The organism is Agathobaculum massiliense (assembly GCF_900291975.1).
GTDB classification, from domain to species: domain Bacteria; phylum Bacillota; class Clostridia; order Oscillospirales; family Butyricicoccaceae; genus Agathobaculum; species Agathobaculum ammoniilyticum.
In genome coordinates this window covers 2,837,062-2,856,386 of the sequence record NZ_OMPN01000001.1, presented here as the reverse complement: position 1 = coordinate 2,856,386, position 19,325 = coordinate 2,837,062, and the positions used below count along the sequence as shown (strand labels likewise).

Genomic DNA, 19,325 nt, shown 5'->3' with positions numbered 1-19,325 from the left:
AATCGATTCCCCCAAGCTGTTTTTCTTACTTCCTATCCGCGAAATAATCCGCGACAATCTCCCGTTCATCCATATGATGCTTCACATGGTTGACCTCCTGATAGGTTTCATGTCCCTTGCCCATCAGAACGATGATGTCCTCTTTCCTGGCGTGCGCAAGCGCCCACCGGATCGCTTCCGGCCGGTCGACGATGACCCGCGTCGGCGTTTTGGTGTCTTTCATGCCCTCCAGAATATCGTCGATAATGGCCTGCGGCTCCTCGGTGCGCGGATTGTCGCTCGTCACGATGCAGAAATCCGACAGCGCCGCCGCGATCGCGCCCATTTTAGGCCGCTTGGTCCGGTCGCGGTCCCCGCCGCAGCCAAACAGCGCCACGACCCGCCCCTTGGCAAAGCCGCGCACGGCGCGCAGGACGTTTTCCACCCCGTCGGGCGAGTGCGCGTAGTCGATCAGCACTGTATAATCCGTATCGGTCGGCACCACCTCGACGCGGCCTTTCACGCCCGTTGCCGTGGCCAGCGCCTTCGCGGCATCCGCGAGCGGCATATCCAGCTGCAGTGCGATCCCCAGCGCGGCCAGCGCATTCTCCACGGAAAAATGGCCGGGTATCGCCAGACGGACGCGCGCCAGCTCGCCCCTGGTGTTGGCCAGGAAGGAAACGCCATCCGCATGCAGGCCGATATTCCTGGCGGTCAGGTCGGCGGCGTCCTTTTCACAGGAAAACGTCAGGCATGGGCACAGAGCGTCCGCCAGCATGGCGTCGGCCGCCGGATCGTCCAGATTGATCACGCCCCTGTCGCTGACCGCGAACAGACGCGCCTTTGCCCTGCGGTACTCCTCCATGGTTTTGTGGAAATCCAAGTGGTCCTGTGTCAGATTGGTGAACGTGCCGACTGCAAAGCGGATGCCGTGTACGCGGTCGAGTACGAGCGAGTGCGAGGATACCTCCATAATCACATGCGTGCAGCCGGCGTCCCGCATACGGGCGAACAGCGCCTGCAGCTCATAGCTCTCCGGCGTGGTGCGTTCAGTTTCGATGGCCTCGCTTCCTATCAGGTTCTGGTTGGTGCCGATCAGCCCGACCGTATGCCCTGCCTGCTCCAGAATATGCTTAATAAGGTAGGTCGTGGTGGTTTTGCCGTTCGTTCCGGTCACGCCGAGCATGACCATGCTGTCCGCCGGATGGCCGAAGCGGTTGGCCGCGATCTCCGCCAGCGCGCGGCGGGAGTTCTCCACCACGACCGCCGGCGCCCCCGCCGGTGCTTCTTCACATACGATCGCCGCCGCGCCCTGCGCGAGCGCCTTTTCGATATACCGGTGGCCATCCGTCGCATAGCCGCGGATAGCCACGAACAGGTCGCCCTTTTCCACCGCGCGCGAATCATACCGCACCTCGCCGATTTCCAGCTCCGGCGCCGCCGTACGGCTCTGCACCGCAACGCCAGCCAGCAATTCCTGTAATTTCATTCCGTTCCTCCTATCGGTCGTCGACACCCGTTGTGTCGGAAAATTCAACCGTGACCACCGCGCCGATATTCACCTTGGTCCCTTTTGCCGGACTCTGCCGGCTCGCGGTGGTATTGCCTGTAATCTGCGAGGACGCGACCCCCTTCTGCTTGAGGTACAGTCCGTACTGCTCCAGCGTGTCTCGGCACTCGTCCGGCGTCAATCCGGTCAGGTCGGGTACCTCGATCTGCTCCGCAGGCTTATCCTCGCCCATATACAGGATGACCTTGCCACTGGCCGGAATGCGCACACCACTGGCCGGCACCTGGTCGGTGACCGTGTCGCCGCTGCCGACGACGCGGTACGCAAAGCCCGCCTGCTGCAGCGTGCTCGCCGCCTGCTCCTGCGTGGAGCCGACCACGCCGGGTACGGTCAGCTCGCGGCGGTCGTTTTCCTCATCGGTATACACCGGCGTCACGCCGATATACGGCAGCACATCCTCCATGATGCGGCCGACGACCGGCGCGGCGAGCGCACCGCCGCCGTGCGGAGAGGATTCCGGCAGGTCGCTGATCGCGACCAGCACCACGATCTGCGGATCGTCCATCGGCGCCACGCCGATAAACGAAGCCGTATAGCGGTCCTCGACGTCCTCCGCCTCTTTCAGAATCTCTGAGGTTGCGGTCTTACCGCCCACACGGTAGCCGGGTACATAGGCGTTCTTGCCCGTGCCGCTTTCCACAACCTGCAGCATCGTATCGCGCATATACGCGGAGGTGTCCTCCGAAATGACCTGGCGGACAACCTCGGTCTCGGCCGTGGATTTGATCGAACCGTCCGCATTCAGCACCTCGCGGACCAGATAAGGCTTTTTCAGCCTCCCGTCGTCCACGATGGCCGAAATCATGCTCGCCATCTGAATCGGCGTTACCTGGAAGCGCTGGCCGAACGAGGATACCGCGAGCGACACCTCGTTCCACGAGGTGCTGTCCTCTACGTCAAAGAAGATGCCTGGGCTTTCATTTGGCAGGTCGATGCCGGTCCTGCTATTCATGCCGAACGCCTTGAAAAAGTCGTAAAAGCGTTCCCTGCCGGTCTTTGCTACGATCTGCATCATCGCCACGTTACAGGAGTTCATCACCGCCTGCGTCAGCGTCTGCGAGCCATGCCCGTTGGTGTTGTGGCATTTGATCGGCTCCTTCCAGTCGCCGACCATCATCGAGCCGCCGCAGTAAAAGGTATCCTCCGCATGCACCACGCCCAGCTCATAGGCGGTCGCCACGTTCATCAGCTTGAAAGTGGAGCCCGGCTCATAGGTATCGGTCACAACCGGATTATACCACATCTTGTAAAGCTCCTCGGTCCGCGCGTCCGTCAGCGCGTCAACCAAGGCCTCATTGTTCTGCACGCTCTCCGGCAGGTTATCCAGTCCGCCCTCCTGATAGTATTTGTCGGGGATCTCCGCCGATACACCGGCCTCCTCCAAAAGCTTCTGCACGGTCTCCTTCAGCTCGTTCAGGTACCGTTCGTCCGAGATTACGCGCGGCTGGTTGGGGTCGAAGTCCGGCAGGTTGGCCATCGCTAGCACCGCGCCGGTTTTGACATCCATCACAATACCCGATACGCCGTCGCGTGCATTGGGATTATCCGCCAGCGCGGTTTCCAGATGCTTTTCTAGGATATTCTGGATGTCGCTGTCGATCGTCAGCACAAGCGAGTTTCCGTCCGTTGCCGGAATGTACTGCTGATAATCATACGGCATATCCTGGTTTTTGGCATTCTGCGCGCGGACGATGCGCCCCGCAGTACCGGCAAGCTCGCTCTCGTATTCGGATTCCAAGCCGTAAACGCCCACGTTATCGTCGTTGACATAGCCCAGCACGGTGGAAAGGAAGGCGCCGTATTTGTAATACCGCTTGGTGTCCGGCTCGGAATAGACCGCGTTGCCGCAGCCCGCAGCCTCGAGCTTTTCATACAGGGCGTTTTCCGTGTCCTTATCTACCTTTTGGGCGATGATCTGATATTGGGTATCGGTTCTTTTGATTTTCCCCAGCACGGTGTCGTAGTCCAACTCCAGCGTGTCGGCAAGAATCTGCGCCAGCTCCTGCTGCTGCTGTTCCGCCGGTATCCCCTTGTTCACCTTGGACTCGTCGATCACAGCCTTGGGGTTGACCGTAATACGGGCGACCGAGGCCGATTCAGCCAGCACCTGCATATTCGCGTCATAGATCGTGCCGCGGTTGGGCGTGACCAGCGTGTCCCGCGTCTGCAGTGTTGTCGCCTGCTGCACATAAAAGTCGTTGCGGAATACCTGCATATACAGCAGGCGCACGGCGACCAGGCCGAAGCCGATCGCCACAAACGCCAGCGTGAGCATCACGATGCGCGAGCGCATTAAATTGTTCGGTCCCTTTGCTGCCATTTGCGTTGCATCCCTCCACTGCCGTTTGGTCGAAAAAAAGCGTAAGGAGTCAGAAGTTTCCACCTCTCACTCCCCTATTACGCATCCTATTCATTTACTTACCGGATATATTCCAGGGCTGCAGAAAAGCTGCGCGCCAAGCCGGAAAACAGCGCGTCCAGTGACACCCCGCTTTGCGCCACCGTGACCGTATCCGGATTGGTCAGTTCCACATATTCGATCTGTGAATTGTCCATTTTTACCATGCCCAGGTGGTTCACCGCATATTCCTCCACCTGCGTCATGTCCATGCTGTTCATCTGCTTGCTTGACAGGGAAACATTTTCCGCCGCAAGCTCGTCGAGCGCCTCGGTCTGGGTGCTGACCTGCGCGGTCAGCTGGGTCAGCTGCATCTGGCAGAACAGGATATACACCGCTGCGATCGCAATGACGCTGACGCACACGAACACGTTCAGCCGTACGGCGGCTTTTTTGCGGCGGCGCGGCGTCGGGACTGCACGGAGGTCGCGTGTTCTTTCCTGTTGTACGGGCGCCATGCGCTCTTCATACTGTTTGTACGCTACGCTCTCCCTGCTGGCAGTCATCATTGCATTTCCTTTCTGTCCTATCCGTCTGTTCCTATTTTTTCGCACACGCGAAGCTTTGCGCTCCGCGCCCGCGGGTTGTCTGCAAGTTCTTTCTCATCCGGCAGAATCGGCTTGCGGGGCGTCAGCCTGACTTTAGGCTTCCCGCCGCAGACGCAGACCGGAAAATCCTTCGGGCAGGTGCAGCCCTGTGCCGCCTGGTGGAACGCGGCTTTGACAATGCGGTCCTCTAGGCTGTGGAATGTGATCACCGCCAGGCGCCCGCCCGGGTTCAGGCAGTCGATCGCCTTATCCATCGCTTCCCGCACCGCGCCAAGCTCGTCATTAACGGCTATGCGGATCGCCTGAAAGCTGCGCTTGGCCGGATGCTGTTTTTCCCGCAACGCCTTGGCCGGCATCGCGCCCTTTATGATTTCTACAAGCTCTCCCGTCGTTTCTATCGGCTTTTTTTCTCTCTCCCGCTCGATGGCCGCTGCTATCAGCGGCGCATAGCGTTCTTCGCCGTATTCGAACAGGATACGACGAAGTTCCTCCCTGCTCCAGCCGTTTACCACGTCGTACGCGGTCAGCGTCTGCGTCCGGTCCATCCGCATGTCGAGCGGCGCATCCTTCATGTAGGAAAAACCTCGCTCCGCATGGTCCAACTGCGGCGACGAAACGCCCAAGTCGAACAGTATCCCATCCGCGCCCGCCAGCCCCAGGCTGGCAAGCACCCGATCAATCTCGCGGAAATCGCTTTTCACCGTGTATACGCGCTGCCAGACCTTCTTCAGGCGCACTTTCGCGTTTTCCAGCGCCTCGTCGTCCCGATCGATGCAGACCAGGCGTCCAGTATCATGCAAACGCTCCGCAATGCGGAGCGAATGTCCGGCGCCGCCTGTCGTCGCATCGACGTAAACGCCGTCCGGCTTGATATGCAGCGCCTCCAGACAGGGTTCGAGCAAAATGGAAACGTGATGAAATTCCATACGCTGACCCTCCTTGTACGGCGCTTTTTAGAACCCGAGATCCTCCATGGCCTCCATGATGCGATCATCGGTGATGCTGTCATTGTAAGCCGCCCATTTCACGGCGTCCCAAATTTCCGCATGGTTAGAGGCGCCGATAACGACCGTCTCCTTGCTCAGCCCTGCGTACGCGCGCAGGTTGGCGGGCAGCAGGATGCGGCCCTGCGCGTCCAGCTCGGCGTCGAACGCGGCCGAGAAGAAAAAGCGCTGCAGATCGCGGGATTTGGACATGGGCAGGGAGCGGATGCGCTCTTCCAGCCCCTCCCACTCTTTTTCCGGATAAACGGCCAGACATCCATCCAGCCCTTTGGTGACGGTGAAGCGTTCGCCGAGCTCATCACGAAGCTTGGCCGGCATCGCCAGACGCCCCTTGGCGTCTATGGAATGCTTGTATTCGCCTTTCACCGATTCACACCACGCTTTCCCTTTGGTGGAATCTGTGACACTTTACCCCACTTCTCACCACCTTGAATCCATTATAACGAGAAGCCCTCCAGATTGCAAGGATTTTTTTCGTATTTTTTTGCGGAAGATTATGGCGGTAAAATGAAAAAACAGTGGTTTTTGCAATTTTTCAAACACTTGTTCGATTATTTTTCCTTTCCACAAACGCCTATTTTGGCTGCGCGAACGGTGGGGAGAAATCCCACAAAAACGCGCATTCTTTCCGCCCGTACCGCGCCGTTTTCCCACCCTCCTCTTATTTTACAGTTTATTCCACCTTATTTCGCCGGCAAAACGCAGCAAAAAAAGCCAGGTAAAAAACCTGGCTTTTCGGATGCTGCAAAATATTATTTATTTGGCGATGCTCTTAAAGCGCTGGCGCACCTTGCGGATCTCCTCCAGCGAAAGCGCCACCGCCTCCTCGGTGCGCTTGAGCGTATCCTCACAATATTCGTTCGTCACTCGGCGCAACTCTCGGGCCTGGATCTCCGCGTTGCCCTGCACTTCCTTTGCCTTGCGTCGCGCGGCCACGACAATCTCGGTTTCGGAAACCATCTGCCGGGCATCCTCCTCCGCCTGACGGCGGATCGATTCCGCCTCGCGCTTTCCGGAGGCAAGCATTTCACTGCGTTTCTCAACGATGTCCTGCGCTGTTTTCAAGTCGTTCGGCAGCGTGGCGCGCAGCTCATCGAGCAGATCAAGCAGACGGTCGCGCTCCAAGATGCACTTCTCGCCCGCCAGCGGGATGCCTTTCGCGTCCTGTACCATATCGTACATGCTGTTGATCAGTTCGTCCAAAGTTGCCATCGTTAGCCTTCCTTTCTTGTGCGGCGCACAATATCGTCTATGATTTCTGCAGGGACAAATCCGGCAACGCTGCCGCCATGCACCGCAATATCCTTTACTACGGACGAGGATAAATACATATACTCCGCACTCGTCATCAGGAACACCGTGTCCAATTCAGGATTAAGCTTCCGGTTCGCCAGCGCCATCTGGAACTCATATTCAAAATCCGAAACCGCGCGCAGTCCCTTAACCACCGCACAGGCGCCCTCCTGCTTCGCATAATCCGCGAGTAGGCCGCCAAACGACGCGACCTCCACGTTAGGCAGGTCGCCTGTCGTCCGCTTCAGGAAATCCATACGCTCGTCCACCGAAAACATCGGCTTTTTATTCTGGTTATGCATCACCGCAACGATCAGCCGGTCGAACACGACCGACGCGCGGCGGATAATATCCAGATGTCCCAAGGTGACCGGGTCAAAGCTGCCCGGATAGATCGCTACTCTCATGCTTTTCATCCGTTTCGCCGTTCCGCAGAACGGTAATCAAAGTCGCGCCGTAGCGACGTTCGCGGACGACCTCAAACCCGTGCGCAAACCGGTCCTCTACTGCACTTTCGCATATTATTATACCATTTGTAGAGAGAATGTCAAACGTTTCTATTTGTAATAATGCATTTTCCAGAATTTCGCCGCCGTAAGGGGGATCGAGAAAAATCAAGCTGTAGCGCCGCTTTCCAGCACAGGAAACAAAGTCGGCCGCCTCTTTCCGGTGTAGCGAGGCGCGGTCGGCCACGCGGGCGGTTTCTGTATTTTTACACACGATATTGTATGCCGCCTTATCGCACTCCACAAAATCACAGTGCCGCGCGCCTCGCGAAAGCGCCTCGATCCCAAGCTGCCCCGTTCCCGCAAACAGGTCGAGTACCTCCGCGCCGCGGACATGCTCCTGGATCAGGTTGAACACATTTTCCTTAACGCGGTCGGTCGTCGGGCGGGTACTCATGCCGGGTACGGGCTGCAATTTACAGCCGCGCGCGGAGCCGGATACCACACGCATACTTCAGTCCTCCTTATGGAAAAAATCGTATACCGCCTGCGCCGCATTGCGCGGCAACACCCGCGTAAGCTCCTGCTCGCTCGCCTGCCGGATGTTCTCGATGCTGCCAAAGTGCCGGAGCAGCTCGGCGCGCCGCTTGTCCCCAATGCCCTCGATCTTGTCAAGCGTTGAACCGCGCACCTTTTTGCCGCCCAGCTTGCGGTTATACTCAATGGCAAACCGGTGTACCTCCTCCTGGATGCGGCCGATCAGCGCGAACAGCGCGGGCGTGGCCGAGATGCCGAACTCGCGCCCGTCCGGCGCAACGAGCGCGCGCGTGCGGTGATGATCGTCCTTGACCATGCCGAAGCAGGGCGTCGTCAGCCCGAACGAATCCAGCACCTCCTTGCAAACGCGAACATGCCCCAGGCCGCCGTCGATCAAAAAGGCCCCCGGCAGCGGCGTGAATTTCTCGTCCCCGTCCACATAGCGCTGTACGCGGCGGGTGAGCATTTCACGCATGGAGGCGTAGTCGTCCTGCCCGTTGGCCGCGCAGGCGATCCGGAATTTGCGGTAGTCGCTTTTTTTTGGCTGCCCTTCCGTGAACACAACCATCGAGCCGACCGTATCCTGCCCCGCGAAGTTGGAGATATCGTATGCCTCGAGCCGCAGCGGCAGCGCGGCCATGCCGGTGACGTTCTGTAAAAGCTCGAGCGATTTGTGCCGCCGCTCGGACTGCTTTTCCCTGCGCTCGATCTCCTCGCGCGCGTTTTTTTCCGCGAGCCTGGTGAGCACGCGGCGCTCGCCGCGCTGCGGGACCGCCAGTTCGACCCGTCGCTCCGCGATCGAAGACAGGTATTCCGCCACCGCCTCCTGCTCCTCAAGCTCGTGCGAAAGGAGTATGGTTTTCGGCACAGCGCCGCGCTGCGCATAATACTGCTTGATGAACGACGACAACACCTCGGCCGGATCGCTTTCGGTCAGATGGAACAGGGTGTACTCCTTGTCCTGCAGCGCGCCGCCGCCATAGTGCAGCACGCACACGCAGGCGCGCGTCTGCCCCTGCACAAACGCCGCGACATCCAGCTCCGCGAACGCGCCCGCGACCACATGCTGCCGCGTTCCCAGCCGCTGCACCGCGCGCAGGCGGTCGCGCAGCAGCGCCGCGCGTTCGAACTGCAGCTCCTCGGCCGCTTCATTCATTTTCTCCGTCAGTTCCTTTTCCAGCCGCTTTGCGTCGCCCTCAAACAAAGCGACCGCCTGGCCGATCAGCGCATGGTACTCCTCCGGACTGACCTTACCCGTGCAGGGCGCGCAGCAACGTCCCAAATGCTGGTTCAGGCACGGCCGGTCCTTGCCGATGTCGCGTGGGAACACGCGCGAGCAGGTTTTGAGATGCAGCGCCTCGCTGATCGTATCGATCGCGCGGCGCGCGGCCACGCGCCCCGGGTAGGGGCCGAAATACCGCGCCCCGTCATGCCCCGGCTTGGACACCACGGAAAACGCCGGATACGGCGCGTCCATATTCAGCCGGATATACGGATAGCCCTTGTCGTCCTTGAGAAGGATGTTGTACTTGGGCTTGTACTTTTTGATCATCGAATTTTCCAGCACCAGCGCCTCGAACTCGGTCTCGGTCACAATGATGTCGAAATCCGCGATATGGCTGACAAGCTGCCGCGTTTTCGGGTTCAGGCGCTCCGGCGCCTGGAAGTAGTTGGACACCCGATTTTTCAGCAGCTTCGCTTTTCCGACGTAGATTACCTTACCAGTCTTGTCCTTGTGCAGGTATACGCCTGGCTGCATGGGCAGCTTGCGCACACGCTCTTTTAATTGCTCCCTGTTTATGGCGGGCCGCCCCTTTCTTCCTTGTGGCGCGTTAAAGAAGCGCCAGCCTCCCGCTTTACCCTTTAACAAAAGCCGCAGGGTAAAACAAAAGCGCCGATGCGATATCGGCGCTTTTTTGCAGGATGCGATAAAATCAGTCGGTGAAATTGGACGTAATCAACTCAACCAATGCGGATACCGCCTCTTCCTCGTCCGGTCCGTCCGCAATCAGGTTGATGGTAGTACCCTTGGTAATGCCAAGGGAAAGGATACCGAGCAGGCTCTTCGCATTCACGCGGCGCTCTTCCTTCTCTACCAGAATCGTGCTCTTGAATTCATTGGCTTTCTGAATAAAAAAAGTTGCCGGTCGGGCATATAAACCTACCTGATTGGTAACCTGTACCTCTTTCGAATACATAATCTGCATCGCTCCTATTTCTTCAAATCCGATATATATAGCATAGCGCCTTTTGTCAGTTTCGTCAAGGATAAAATGCCCGCGCACCCTTTGTATTTTTAATGAAAATTTCCTGCATTCTTTCGGAATATATGGCATTTTGCCCTGCACATCGGTTTTCTATTCCCAAAACGATGCGTTTTTACCGCAATTCGACGATGGTCACGCCCTGCTCGCCCTCACCGTACACACCGCTGCGCACGCTCTTGACACGCTTGTTTGACCGCAGATGCTGCTGTACCGCGTTGCGCAGCACGCCCGTCCCCTTGCCGTGGATGACCGTGACCGAGGGCAGGCCGGCCATAAGCGCGCGGGAAAGGAAGTTATCCACCTCGAACAGCGCCTCCTGCGCGCTCATGCCGCGCACATCCACCTCGCTCTCCGCCGAGCGGATGTTCAGCTCGCGCTTCGGCGCGTCGCGGCGGGGCTGGACCGACTTTTTCACGGGCGCCTGCTCCTCCACGATGCGCAGCTCGTTCTCCTTGACCGTCATCTTCATCGGTCCGGCCTGCACCTGCACGTTGCCGCTTTTGTCCGCGGGCGCGAGCACGTCGGCCAGCACGCCGCCCACGTTGATCAGCCGCACGCGGTCGCCCTTTTTGACCGGCCGCTGCTCGTCTGCCTCGACCACGCGCTTCTGGATGCCGCGCCGCTGCTCGTTCTCGGTCTGCGTGATAACGCCGCGCAGCGCGGCCTTGGCCGCGGCCAAGTTCTGTCCGGCCGTATCCTTCTGCGCTTTCTTTTTCATGTCCTCCAGCTCGTCGAACACGGTCTCGGCAGTCATGCGCGCGTCTTTGAGGAGGCGGTCCGCCTGGCTGCGCGCGCCCTCGAGCAGCTTATCCGCGCGCGCCTCGGCCGCGTCGCGCTCGGCGCGCATCCTGTCCCGCTCGGACTGCGCGGCGGCGCGCATTTTCTGCGCCTCCTCCTTCATCTGTTCGATGCGGCGGCGCTCGCGCTCCAGCTCGGCCAGCACGTCCTCAAAGCGCGCGTCCTCGGTCGAGACCTGCTCCTTCGCCCGCTCGATGATGGTGGGCTGCAGCCCCAGCCGCGCCGCGATGGCGAACGCGTTGGACTTGCCGGGGATGCCGGTCAGCAGGCGGTAGGTCGGCTGCAGCGACTGCACATTGAACTCGCACGAGGCGTTCTCCACCCCATCGGTGGTGAGCGCGAAGGTTTTCAGCTCCGCGTAGTGCGTGGTCGCAGCCACACACGCGCCCATCTGGCGCGCATAGCCGATCACCGCGACCGCGAGCGCCGCACCCTCGACCGGATCGGTACCCGCGCCCAACTCATCAAACAGCACCAGGTCGCCCTGCCCGCAGCAGTCCATGATAGACACAATGGTCTTCATGTGCGCGGAGAAGGTCGAAAGCGACTGCTCGATGCTCTGCTCGTCGCCGATATCCGCGTAGACATGCTCGAACAGGCCGATCTCGGACTGCTCGTTTGCCGGAATGTGCAGGCCGCTCGCCGCCATCAGCGACAGCAGGCCGAGCGTTTTGAGCGACACGGTCTTGCCGCCCGTGTTCGGGCCGGTGATAACCAGCGTATCGTATTCCCCGCCGATCGCGATATCGATGGGGACGGCCTTGTCCTTATCAAGCAGCGGGTGCCGCGCCCGCAGCAGGCGGCAGCGACTCGCGCCGGCGGCCAACACGGGCGGCGCGGCATTCATTTCAAACGACAGCTTTGCGCGCGCGAAAATAAAGTCAAGCGTTGTCAGCACATCATAATCCTGCTCGATCGCACTCCTGTGCATGGAAACCTCGGCTGACAGCTCGGCCAGGATGCGCTCGATCTCAGCCTCCTCACGGCCCTCGAGTACCTTGATCTGATTGTTGATCTCAACCACCTGCCGCGGCTCGACGAACACGGTCGCGCCCGTGGACGAGGTATCATGCACCAAGCCCGGGATGTCGCCGCGGTGCTCGGCCTTAACCGGCACGACGAAGCGCCCGTTGCGCTGGGTGACGATGGTTTCCTGCAAGTATTTGGAGCGCTCGCCCGAGATCAGGCGGTTGAGCGTCTCGCGCACCTTGCCCGAGATGCGGCGCAGCTCGCGGCGGATGGAGAGCAGTTCTGAGGATGCCCCGTCCGCAATCTCCTCTTCGGAGACAATCGCGGTTGTGATGGCCTCCTCCAGCGCACGGTTACCGGTCAGCAGGCCGAAGATCGGCGTAAGCGTGGTCTTTTCCTCGTGTTCCGCGTCGTAGACCAGCGCGCGGCGCGCGGTCTGCAGCAGGCTCGCCACGTCAAGCAGCTCGCGCGGGTTCAGCGTGCCGCCACGGTCCGCACGCAGCAAAATCGCACCCACCTCGCGGATGCCGCCGAACCCTGGGCTGCCCTGCCGGATCATCCGGTTTTTCGCATCGGTCGTCTGATCCAGCCAGACCTGCGCCTGCTCATGATCATCCAGCGGCCGGAGCGCGCGGCACTTCTCCTTTGCCGCCTCGGACGCGGCCTGTGACGCGAGCCGGTCGAGGATCTCGTAATATTCCAGTGTTTTTAAGGATTTTTCGCCTAATCTGTTCATGGTTTACTCCTGAAGCGTATTATAAAACAATTGTCAGCAGATATGACGCCAGATAGATGGCCAGCATCGACCCCGCGCACACACCGATCACACCCAGCCACAGGCGCAGGACTGCGCGGCCGTTTTCGCCGGCCATACCTTTCATCTGTTTGTATTGCAGCATCGTCCACAGCCAGCGGTTCCCATAAGGGAAATAGCGTGCGGCAAGCCGCTGGTATTCCTCATTCGGCAGCATGCGCTTGAGCGTGCCAAGCAGGCTGCGCCCGCACGCAAACACATTACCGAGCGAGACCAGAAGCAGCGCAGCCACCCACGGGAACAGCACCACGCCCCTGTGCCAGCTCAACGCGAACACCAGCAACGCCGCCGCATCCACAGCGAGCTGCACATACCAGTTGTACCGCAGCGCGGTCTGTTTGCGTGTGAGTTTCATGTCTTACCTGCCTCCCCCTCTTGCAGCATAAAACAGCTATTCCAGCGGCGCGACCGACCGGTAAAATGCCAGGCTGTCGAACCCGCGGCCGAGGTGGTACAACACATACGCCTCGCCCATGCGGCAGAACTGCGCGCGCGCCAGTCCGGTCAGAGAAAACGCATACACCCTGCGGGTGTCGCACGTCAATACATGCGTCAGCGCGCGCAGCGCGGAATCCGCAAGGCGCTCATAGCCCCCCACCCGCTCCGCGCACACGCCGTCCGCCGCAGTACCCGCGCGGACGGAAAAATACACGGGCGGCCGTTCGATCCCCCTGCCGCACACGCCGCAGCCCGAAAGGTCAGGCGCATAGCCGCTTTCGGCCATCACGCGCCACTCGAACGCAGCCTTGACAAGCGTCGGCTCGCGCCCGCCGCTTTCCAGCGCGCGCAACGCGTGCAGCAGCAGGACGCACAGTGCCGGACTGTCCTCGTCCGGCGTGGCCAGCGCGCTTGCCAGTTCCGCCAGATAGCAGGCAAGCGCGTACCGCTCGATATCCTGTGTCAGCGGAAAAAACGAGTGGACAAGCCCCGCCTCGCGCAGCGTATATTTCCCGCCCCGTTCATACAGGATGAATTCGGAGTAGCAAAACTGCCGCGCGGCGGGATTCTGCTTTTTTCCCCGCCGCGCGTTTTTGCACAAAATCTCTATCCTGCGGCCATCCGCGGTCAGCGCTGTCAGATAACGGTCGTAGTCGCCGAAATCCACCTCGCGCAGGCCGAGCGCACGCAGCTTGACCTCGGCCATTTACAGCTCCTCGTAACCGAAATTGCGCATCTGGTACTGGTTGTTGCGCCAGCCCTCCTTGACCTTGACCCAAAGCTCAAGAAACACTTTGGCATCCAGCATGCGTTCAATGTCCACGCGGGCCTGCCGGCCGATCTCCTTCAGCATCGCACCCTGCTTGCCGATGATGATGCCCTTGTGGCTCGCCTTTTCACAATAAATGACCGCGTTGATTTCGATCAGGCCGTCCTCCCGCTCGTTCCATCGCTCGACGCCGACCGCCACGCCATGCGGAACCTCGCGGTCGAGCAGACGCAACATTTTTTCGCGCACGATTTCGGCCGCAAGCTGGCGCTCCGGCTGGTCGGACACCATATCCTCCGGAAACAGCTGCGGCCCCTCGATCGCGTATCTGCCGATCTCGGTCAGCAGCTCGTCCAGCCCCTCCCCCGTGCGCGCAGAGATCGGGACGACCGCCTCAAAGTCATGCGCCTGCGCGTAAACGGCGATTACCGCGAGAAGCTCTTCCTTTTTCAGCGTATCGATCTTGTTAATCGCCAGAATAGCCGGCATACGGTGCTGCTTGAGCTGTGCGATCAGGCTCTCCTCGGCCGGACCAATGTTGGCGATCGGCTCGACCACCAGCACCGCCGCGTCCACCTCGGATACGGTGTCGGTCACAACCTTACACATGTAGTCGCCCAAACGGCTGCGCGGCCTGTGCAGGCCGGGCGTGTCCAGAAAAACATACTGCGTGCCGTCTCGGTTGAGTATGCCGGTGATGCGGGTGCGCGTGGTCTGCGGCTTGCTGGACACAATGGCCACTTTCTGCCCCACCAGCTTATTGGTCAGGGTGGATTTCCCTACATTCGGGCGGCCGACCACGGAAATGACCGCCGTTTTGGTAATCTGATTCATTGCATTCTCCCATACTGAAAAATAAACCACAGCGCAGCGGGCGCGGACGCGAGCAACGCCATAGCGACCCATAAGTGCGCGAAAATGTACTGCAGGGCAGCGGCCAGCACGCCCTCCCCGATAAAAATGCATACGCCGACCGCCACACACGCCGCCGCGCAGACGAACACGCCCGCCGCTGCGATATCCTTGGCATCGCGCACAAACCCGTCGTACCCGCTGGCCTGCCGGTCGCACAGTCGCTCAATCGCCGTATTCATCAGCTCGGCACCCATGGTCAGCCCAAAGCAGACGCACAAAATAGACGCTTCTGCCGCCGTCGCTTCGCCCAGCAGCGCGAATATGGTCACATAAAACGCGGTCACCATATGCACGCGGAAGTTGCGTTCCCCATGGATGCACAGCCCCAGTCCACGAAACGCATTGAGAAAACTTTCATGCAGTTTTCGGATGTTTTTTTTCATTACGCCTCTCTCGTCAGGCCCAGAAAGGCCAGATTTTCTTCTTCCTTGCCGCGCATCAGGCGTGCGTCCCCGTCACCCCGCTCATGGTCGTAGCCCAAAAGGTGCAGCACGGAATGCGTCGTCAGGTAACCGCACTCCCGCGCGGGCGAATGGCCGAACGCCGCCGCCTGCTCGCAGGCGCGCGTATAGCACAGCACCATATCGCCCAGCATGACGCGGCCGGAATCCGGCTCGCGCTCCAGCCGCTCCTGCGGCGCGCCGTTTACAAATTCGTACATCGGGAAAGAAAGCACGTCGGTCACCGCGTCCTTATCCCGATACGCGGCGTTCATCTCACGGACCGTATCCGCGTTCACCACGGTCACGTCGATCTCCGCGCAAAACGGCACGCCCTCGCTCTCGAGTACGCGCAGCGCGCAGGTGCGGATGAGCGCGGCGACCTCGGCTTCGTCCTCCACCGCGGTTTCAAAGCCGATGTTGATCTGATGGTTCATCGCTTGTCCCCTTTGCGCCGGAGAGCGGGATGACGGCTTTCCGCCGGCTTCCCCCTGCCCTTTTTGTTTTCGTAGTCCGCATAAGCCTTGACGATGCGCTGCACCAGCTCATGCCGCACCACGTCTTTTTCGGTCAGGTAGCACTGGGCGATGCCCTCCACCCCGTCCAGCACGCGCAGGGCCTCTTTCAGCCCCGAGGCCTTGCCGTCCGGCAGATCGATCTGGGTGATATCGCCCGTGATGACCGCCTGCGAGCCGAATCCCAGACGGGTCAGGAACATTTTCATCTGCTCGGGCGTGGTGTTCTGCGCTTCGTCCAGGATGATGAAGCTGTCGTCCAGCGTGCGGCCGCGCATATAGGCTAGGGGCGCTACCTCGATCGAGCCGCGCTCCTGGTATTTGGCAAAATTCTCCGCGCCGAGCATGTCGAACAGCCCGTCGTACAGCGGGCGCAGATAGGGGTCTACCTTGCTCTGCAGATCGCCGGGCAGAAAGCCCAGCTTTTCCCCCGCCTCGACCGCCGGGCGCGTCAGGATGATGCGGGACACCCGCTTGTCGCGGAACGCCGCGACCGCTGCGGCCACGGCAAGGTAGGTCTTGCCCGTGCCGGCCGGACCGACACCCATGACGATCGTGTTTTTCTGGATGGCCTCCATATACCGCTTCTGGCCGAGCGTTTTAGCCTTGACCGGCTTGCCCTTTGCCGTGATGCACAGAACATCGCGGCCCATGGTATGCACCTCGGCCTCACGCCCGTCGCGCGCCAGACCGATCACATACTGCACAGTCTGCGTGCCGACCGTCTCGCCGCGCGCCGCCATTCCGGCCAGCGTGCCGATCGTACGCGCAGCGATTTCCACCTCCGCTTCGCCGCCGGATATCTTCAGCTCGGTCCCGCGGCTGACGACCGAAACCCCCAGTTCGCGCTCCAGCAGCTTGATATTTTCATCGAACGCCCCGAATACCGCGATCAGGAGCTCGATCCGCTCTATCTGGATTGTCTTTTCTATGGTCTGCACCTTACTTTCCTGGTGTTTTATCCCTGCGCGGGACGCTGCTGCGCCCCGGCATCCTCCTCCGACTCCTTTTCCGGAATCGTGCTGTCATCGACCGCCTCCACGCCGATCTGCTCGACCGCGTCCGCCGACAGCCGCAAAACCGCCGCCCCCGCCTGCTCGGCCATCGTTTCCTCATGGCCGGTGATCATGCCGTCCATGCCCGCGGCGATATCCCCGAGCGCGCGGGAGATCATATCCACGCGCACCTCGTCCGCGGTTTGGGTCACCGTCTCGGTTTCATAAAACACATAGGTCTGTTTGACCAGCGAGACTGGGAACACCACGCTGTCGGACAGCCACAGCGTTTTGGTTTCTATTATTTTATCACAGGTGCTGCTGGAAATTCCACTCCCAAAATATAAATTTAACCGTTTATTTCCTAAAACAAGCGCGTACTGGCGCTTCACCTTTCCCGTATAAGCCTTTTTCTCCGTTGTCAGCGCGCGGACGCGCGCGGTATGATAGGCCGTATACGCCTCCACCTCGCCGCGGCCGTGCGTCAGGTGGTAGTTCCCTTCCTCCCGTGTAGGTGGAACCAGCCCGCTGATCAACGTATCTCCGGCCGAGACCGCGTCGCCCGCCTTTACCACCGGCTGCCCTTCCTGCGCCAAAATGCGGCGCACAACCCCGTCGCGCGCTGCAACGACCTTGGTGACCGCGCTCTGGTCCAACAGTTCAGAAGGCGGGGATTCGCCATATGCCTCCACCGTCAGGCGGTTCCCCTGTATATTTAGCGAAAAAAACGTCATATCCGGCTGCAGCTGCAGCATCTTCCACCGGATCCTTCCAGTATCGATCGCGCTCCGCCGCGCGCCGATATGTACGCCCAGCGCATCAAGCTGCCGCATGATTTCCCCTTCCGGCAGCGCGGCGGAAATATTCGTTTCGATCGACCAGATATGGGCGTGCAAAATCCAGCATAGCAGCACAAGCGCAAAAAAGCCGCCCCACAGCGCGTACCGCGGCCGCAGCCGTGCGGCAACAAAGGGCGCGCCCCGCCGCCGCACGATATGCACCCGACAGCCCGTGCGCCCCATATACCGCCGCAGCGCGCGGAAATCCGCGACCGACAGCGTCGCGTACATCTCGTTCCATGCGGTGCGTTTCATGCGGCGCAGCGTAATACCGTGCCGCGCACAGGCATTGAGAAAGCGCGGCAGGCTCGCGCCCGTCACACGGACGCGCACCTGTCCGCGCGCCAGCAGCAAAAGCCGCCCAACCATCCGTTTCCCTCCCTTTCGGCATCAGCCCGCCGTGGTGTATTCCACCGAAACGATCGTTCCGGTCACCGCCAGCTCATCCAGCGAAAGCGCCGCGAGCGTCAGGCCCGCGCCCGTGATGCGCACCTCGCAGCCGCAACATTTGATGCGGAGCAGCCCGTCGTCATACTCCTGTATCCCGCGGTGGTTCTCCACCACGACGCGGCTGTTGCCGATGATCTCTACGCGCGGGCGGCTTCCGTGCAGATCCTCCAGAATCGCCGCCCCAAACCCATCGTGCGCCATGCGTCCCCTCCTCCGTTCGGGCTATTGTATGCGGCGCCGGCATGAAACTTGCCTGCCGGACATAGAATAGGGAATCTCTGTCAACCGGGGTGAGGTCAATGAAGCTGTTTTTCTCCCTTGCGCTGTTCGCGGCGTTCCTGCTCTGCCCGGCCGCCTGCGCGGACGGGGTGCGTGAAGGTCTAGCGCTTGCCGGCCGCGAGGCGCTGCCTGCGCTGTTCCCATTTTTCGTGGCCAGCGGCCTGCTTGTCCGTTCCGGACTGGCGGAGCGGCTCGGCCGGGCTGCCGCCCGGCCGCTCGCACGGCTGTACGGTCTGCCGCCCGAGGCCGCGCCCGCGGTCATACTGGGGCTGACCGGCGGTTATCCGGTCGGCGCGGCCACCGTGGCCGAGCTGCTCCAGCAGGGCGCGCTGTCGCGCGAAGCCGCCGCGCGGGTCAACGCGTTCTGCAACTGCGCCAGCCCGGGCTTCTGTATTGGGTTGGTCGGGCTGGGCGTGTTCGGCAGCGCGCGGACCGGCGCGGTCCTCTACGGCATACACGCGCTGTCCGCGCTGCTGACCGGTCTGGTCGTGGCGCGCGGCCCCATGGCGCAGTCAGCGGGCGGGCGAGCGGCCGCTGCGCCCAGGGAAGGCTTTGCCTCCGCTTTCTGCGGTGCCACGCAGCAGGCCGCGCGCACCGCGCTGACCGTCACCGCCTTCCTGACGGTTTTTTCCGTCCTGCTGCGGCTGCTCCGTCCCGCCCTGCGCGCTCTGCCGTACGGCGATATGCTGGCCGGCCTGATCGAGCTGACCAACGGTCTTGACGAGCTGACGCTGCTTCCCCTGACCATCTGCGCCCAGCTCACGCTGGCGTCCTTCCTGCTCGGCTTCGGCGGGCTGGCCGTACAGTTCCAGGCGCGCGCGCTGACCGCTCCGTTCGCGCTCCCATCCGGCGCTTTCACGCTCGGCAAGCTGCTCCACGGCACGATTGCCGCCGTGTGTACCGCTTTGCTGTTCCAGCTTTCCCCCAGGGCGCTGGCCGTGTTCGCAGGCGCCGCCGCGCCCCCCCGTGCCTTTAACCTGACCGGCGCCGTCCTGCTCGGCGTTTTGGTATTGTTATTAATTTGGGGTGGAAAAAGCACGAAAAATAAGATATAATGGGTCA

21 protein-coding genes are annotated in these 19,325 nt (G+C 60.8%); 1 reads left to right on the top strand and 20 read right to left on the bottom strand.

The features are described 5' to 3' along the window. Positions 1–25: 25 nt before the first annotated feature. From DBQ51_RS14495 to DBQ51_RS14405, 20 genes are all read right to left on the bottom strand, one after another. Entirely contained in the window at positions 26–1,468 is a 1,443-nt protein-coding gene (locus DBQ51_RS14495) for a UDP-N-acetylmuramoyl-L-alanyl-D-glutamate--2,6-diaminopimelate ligase (protein WP_107631910.1), read from the bottom strand. Positions 1,469–1,478: 10 nt separating this feature from the next. Continuing rightward, positions 1,479–3,869: a penicillin-binding transpeptidase domain-containing protein gene (locus DBQ51_RS14490; protein WP_054327159.1), complete on the bottom strand. Its 2,391-nt coding sequence runs from the start codon at positions 3,867–3,869 to the stop codon at positions 1,479–1,481. Between the two features lie 98 nt (positions 3,870–3,967). Further along, positions 3,968–4,456 carry a cell division protein FtsL gene (locus DBQ51_RS14485; RefSeq protein WP_107631909.1) on the bottom strand — a complete coding sequence of 163 codons (489 nt, stop codon included), beginning with the start codon at positions 4,454–4,456 and terminating at the stop codon, positions 3,968–3,970. Positions 4,457–4,473: 17 nt separating this feature from the next. After that, the gene (gene rsmH, locus DBQ51_RS14480) at positions 4,474–5,421 is read right to left on the bottom strand and encodes a 16S rRNA (cytosine(1402)-N(4))-methyltransferase RsmH (protein ID WP_054327157.1); all 948 of its coding nucleotides are present in this window, start codon (positions 5,419–5,421) and stop codon (positions 4,474–4,476) included. A 27-nt stretch (positions 5,422–5,448) separates the two neighbouring features. Further along, positions 5,449–5,865, bottom strand: a complete 417-nt coding sequence (gene mraZ, locus DBQ51_RS14475) for a division/cell wall cluster transcriptional repressor MraZ (protein WP_262564482.1) — start codon at positions 5,863–5,865, stop codon at positions 5,449–5,451. Positions 5,866–5,919: 54 nt separating this feature from the next. Continuing rightward, positions 5,920–6,153, bottom strand: a complete 234-nt coding sequence (locus DBQ51_RS16690) for a hypothetical protein (RefSeq protein WP_159068199.1) — start codon at positions 6,151–6,153, stop codon at positions 5,920–5,922. A 102-nt stretch (positions 6,154–6,255) separates the two neighbouring features. Beyond that, positions 6,256–6,711 carry a hypothetical protein gene (locus tag DBQ51_RS14470; RefSeq protein WP_054327156.1) on the bottom strand — a complete coding sequence of 152 codons (456 nt, stop codon included), beginning with the start codon at positions 6,709–6,711 and terminating at the stop codon, positions 6,256–6,258. A gap of 2 nt (positions 6,712–6,713) precedes the next feature. Further along, entirely contained in the window at positions 6,714–7,199 is a 486-nt protein-coding gene (gene coaD, locus DBQ51_RS14465; protein WP_054327155.1) for a pantetheine-phosphate adenylyltransferase, read from the bottom strand. After that, positions 7,168–7,749 (bottom strand): 16S rRNA (guanine(966)-N(2))-methyltransferase RsmD, encoded by a 582-nt coding sequence (gene rsmD, locus DBQ51_RS14460; RefSeq protein ID WP_054327154.1) that lies wholly within the window; start codon positions 7,747–7,749, stop codon positions 7,168–7,170. Before rsmD ends, coaD begins: the two co-directional genes overlap by 32 nt. 3 nt (positions 7,750–7,752) lie before the next feature. After that, positions 7,753–9,576 (bottom strand): excinuclease ABC subunit UvrC, encoded by a 1,824-nt coding sequence (uvrC, locus tag DBQ51_RS14455; protein ID WP_107632190.1) that lies wholly within the window; start codon positions 9,574–9,576, stop codon positions 7,753–7,755. A 133-nt stretch (positions 9,577–9,709) separates the two neighbouring features. Next, positions 9,710–9,973: an HPr family phosphocarrier protein gene (locus DBQ51_RS14450; protein ID WP_107632189.1), complete on the bottom strand. Its 264-nt coding sequence runs from the start codon at positions 9,971–9,973 to the stop codon at positions 9,710–9,712. Positions 9,974–10,154: 181 nt separating this feature from the next. Then, on the bottom strand, positions 10,155–12,545 hold the full coding sequence (locus DBQ51_RS14445) for an endonuclease MutS2 (RefSeq protein WP_107631908.1): 2,391 nt from the start codon (positions 12,543–12,545) through the stop codon (positions 10,155–10,157). 19 nt (positions 12,546–12,564) lie between these two features. Then, positions 12,565–12,978 (bottom strand): hypothetical protein, encoded by a 414-nt coding sequence (locus DBQ51_RS14440; protein ID WP_107631907.1) that lies wholly within the window; start codon positions 12,976–12,978, stop codon positions 12,565–12,567. 36 nt (positions 12,979–13,014) lie between these two features. Then, complete coding sequence (recO, locus tag DBQ51_RS14435) at positions 13,015–13,767, bottom strand: DNA repair protein RecO (RefSeq protein ID WP_107631906.1); 753 nt, start codon at positions 13,765–13,767, stop codon at positions 13,015–13,017. Continuing rightward, the gene (era, locus tag DBQ51_RS14430) at positions 13,768–14,664 is read right to left on the bottom strand and encodes a GTPase Era (protein ID WP_107631905.1); all 897 of its coding nucleotides are present in this window, start codon (positions 14,662–14,664) and stop codon (positions 13,768–13,770) included. Further along, the gene (locus DBQ51_RS14425) at positions 14,661–15,128 is read right to left on the bottom strand and encodes a diacylglycerol kinase (protein ID WP_107631904.1); all 468 of its coding nucleotides are present in this window, start codon (positions 15,126–15,128) and stop codon (positions 14,661–14,663) included. Before DBQ51_RS14425 ends, era begins: the two co-directional genes overlap by 4 nt. Further along, positions 15,128–15,622 (bottom strand): rRNA maturation RNase YbeY, encoded by a 495-nt coding sequence (gene ybeY / locus DBQ51_RS14420; protein ID WP_054327150.1) that lies wholly within the window; start codon positions 15,620–15,622, stop codon positions 15,128–15,130. Before ybeY ends, DBQ51_RS14425 begins: the two co-directional genes overlap by 1 nt. After that, positions 15,619–16,632 (bottom strand): PhoH family protein, encoded by a 1,014-nt coding sequence (locus DBQ51_RS14415; protein WP_107632188.1) that lies wholly within the window; start codon positions 16,630–16,632, stop codon positions 15,619–15,621. Before DBQ51_RS14415 ends, ybeY begins: the two co-directional genes overlap by 4 nt. A gap of 26 nt (positions 16,633–16,658) precedes the next feature. Further along, the gene (locus DBQ51_RS14410; protein WP_107631903.1) at positions 16,659–17,903 is read right to left on the bottom strand and encodes a sporulation protein YqfD; all 1,245 of its coding nucleotides are present in this window, start codon (positions 17,901–17,903) and stop codon (positions 16,659–16,661) included. A gap of 21 nt (positions 17,904–17,924) precedes the next feature. After that, positions 17,925–18,185, bottom strand: coding sequence for a YabP/YqfC family sporulation protein (locus tag DBQ51_RS14405; protein WP_054327147.1), 261 nt, complete (start codon positions 18,183–18,185; stop codon positions 17,925–17,927). 98 nt (positions 18,186–18,283) lie between these two features. Here DBQ51_RS14405 and DBQ51_RS14400 point away from each other — a divergent pair, with 98 nt between their 5' ends. Continuing rightward, complete coding sequence (locus DBQ51_RS14400) at positions 18,284–19,318, top strand: nucleoside recognition domain-containing protein (protein WP_107631902.1); 1,035 nt, start codon at positions 18,284–18,286, stop codon at positions 19,316–19,318. Positions 19,319–19,325: the final 7 nt, after the last annotated feature.

Excerpts from the sequence above, each read along its gene's own strand:
- DBQ51_RS14495 (WP_107631910.1), bottom strand. The coding sequence starts at position 1,468 with ATGAAATTACAGGAATTGCTGGCTGGCGTTGCGGTGCAGAGCCGTACG.
- DBQ51_RS14490 (WP_054327159.1), bottom strand. The coding sequence starts at position 3,869 with ATGGCAGCAAAGGGACCGAACAATTTAATGCGCTCGCGCATCGTGATG.
- DBQ51_RS14485 (WP_107631909.1), bottom strand. The coding sequence starts at position 4,456 with ATGATGACTGCCAGCAGGGAGAGCGTAGCGTACAAACAGTATGAAGAG.
- rsmH (WP_054327157.1), bottom strand. The coding sequence starts at position 5,421 with ATGGAATTTCATCACGTTTCCATTTTGCTCGAACCCTGTCTGGAGGCG.
- DBQ51_RS14470 (WP_054327156.1), bottom strand. The coding sequence starts at position 6,711 with ATGGCAACTTTGGACGAACTGATCAACAGCATGTACGATATGGTACAG.
- coaD (WP_054327155.1), bottom strand. The coding sequence starts at position 7,199 with ATGAGAGTAGCGATCTATCCGGGCAGCTTTGACCCGGTCACCTTGGGA.
- rsmD (WP_054327154.1), bottom strand. The coding sequence starts at position 7,749 with ATGCGTGTGGTATCCGGCTCCGCGCGCGGCTGTAAATTGCAGCCCGTA.
- DBQ51_RS14450 (WP_107632189.1), bottom strand. The coding sequence starts at position 9,973 with ATGTATTCGAAAGAGGTACAGGTTACCAATCAGGTAGGTTTATATGCC.
- DBQ51_RS14445 (WP_107631908.1), bottom strand. The coding sequence starts at position 12,545 with ATGAACAGATTAGGCGAAAAATCCTTAAAAACACTGGAATATTACGAG.
- DBQ51_RS14440 (WP_107631907.1), bottom strand. The coding sequence starts at position 12,978 with ATGAAACTCACACGCAAACAGACCGCGCTGCGGTACAACTGGTATGTG.
- recO (WP_107631906.1), bottom strand. The coding sequence starts at position 13,767 with ATGGCCGAGGTCAAGCTGCGTGCGCTCGGCCTGCGCGAGGTGGATTTC.
- era (WP_107631905.1), bottom strand. The coding sequence starts at position 14,664 with ATGAATCAGATTACCAAAACGGCGGTCATTTCCGTGGTCGGCCGCCCG.
- DBQ51_RS14425 (WP_107631904.1), bottom strand. The coding sequence starts at position 15,128 with ATGAAAAAAAACATCCGAAAACTGCATGAAAGTTTTCTCAATGCGTTT.
- ybeY (WP_054327150.1), bottom strand. The coding sequence starts at position 15,622 with ATGAACCATCAGATCAACATCGGCTTTGAAACCGCGGTGGAGGACGAA.
- DBQ51_RS14410 (WP_107631903.1), bottom strand. The coding sequence starts at position 17,903 with ATGGTTGGGCGGCTTTTGCTGCTGGCGCGCGGACAGGTGCGCGTCCGT.
- DBQ51_RS14405 (WP_054327147.1), bottom strand. The coding sequence starts at position 18,185 with ATGGCGCACGATGGGTTTGGGGCGGCGATTCTGGAGGATCTGCACGGA.
- DBQ51_RS14400 (WP_107631902.1), top strand. The coding sequence starts at position 18,284 with ATGAAGCTGTTTTTCTCCCTTGCGCTGTTCGCGGCGTTCCTGCTCTGC.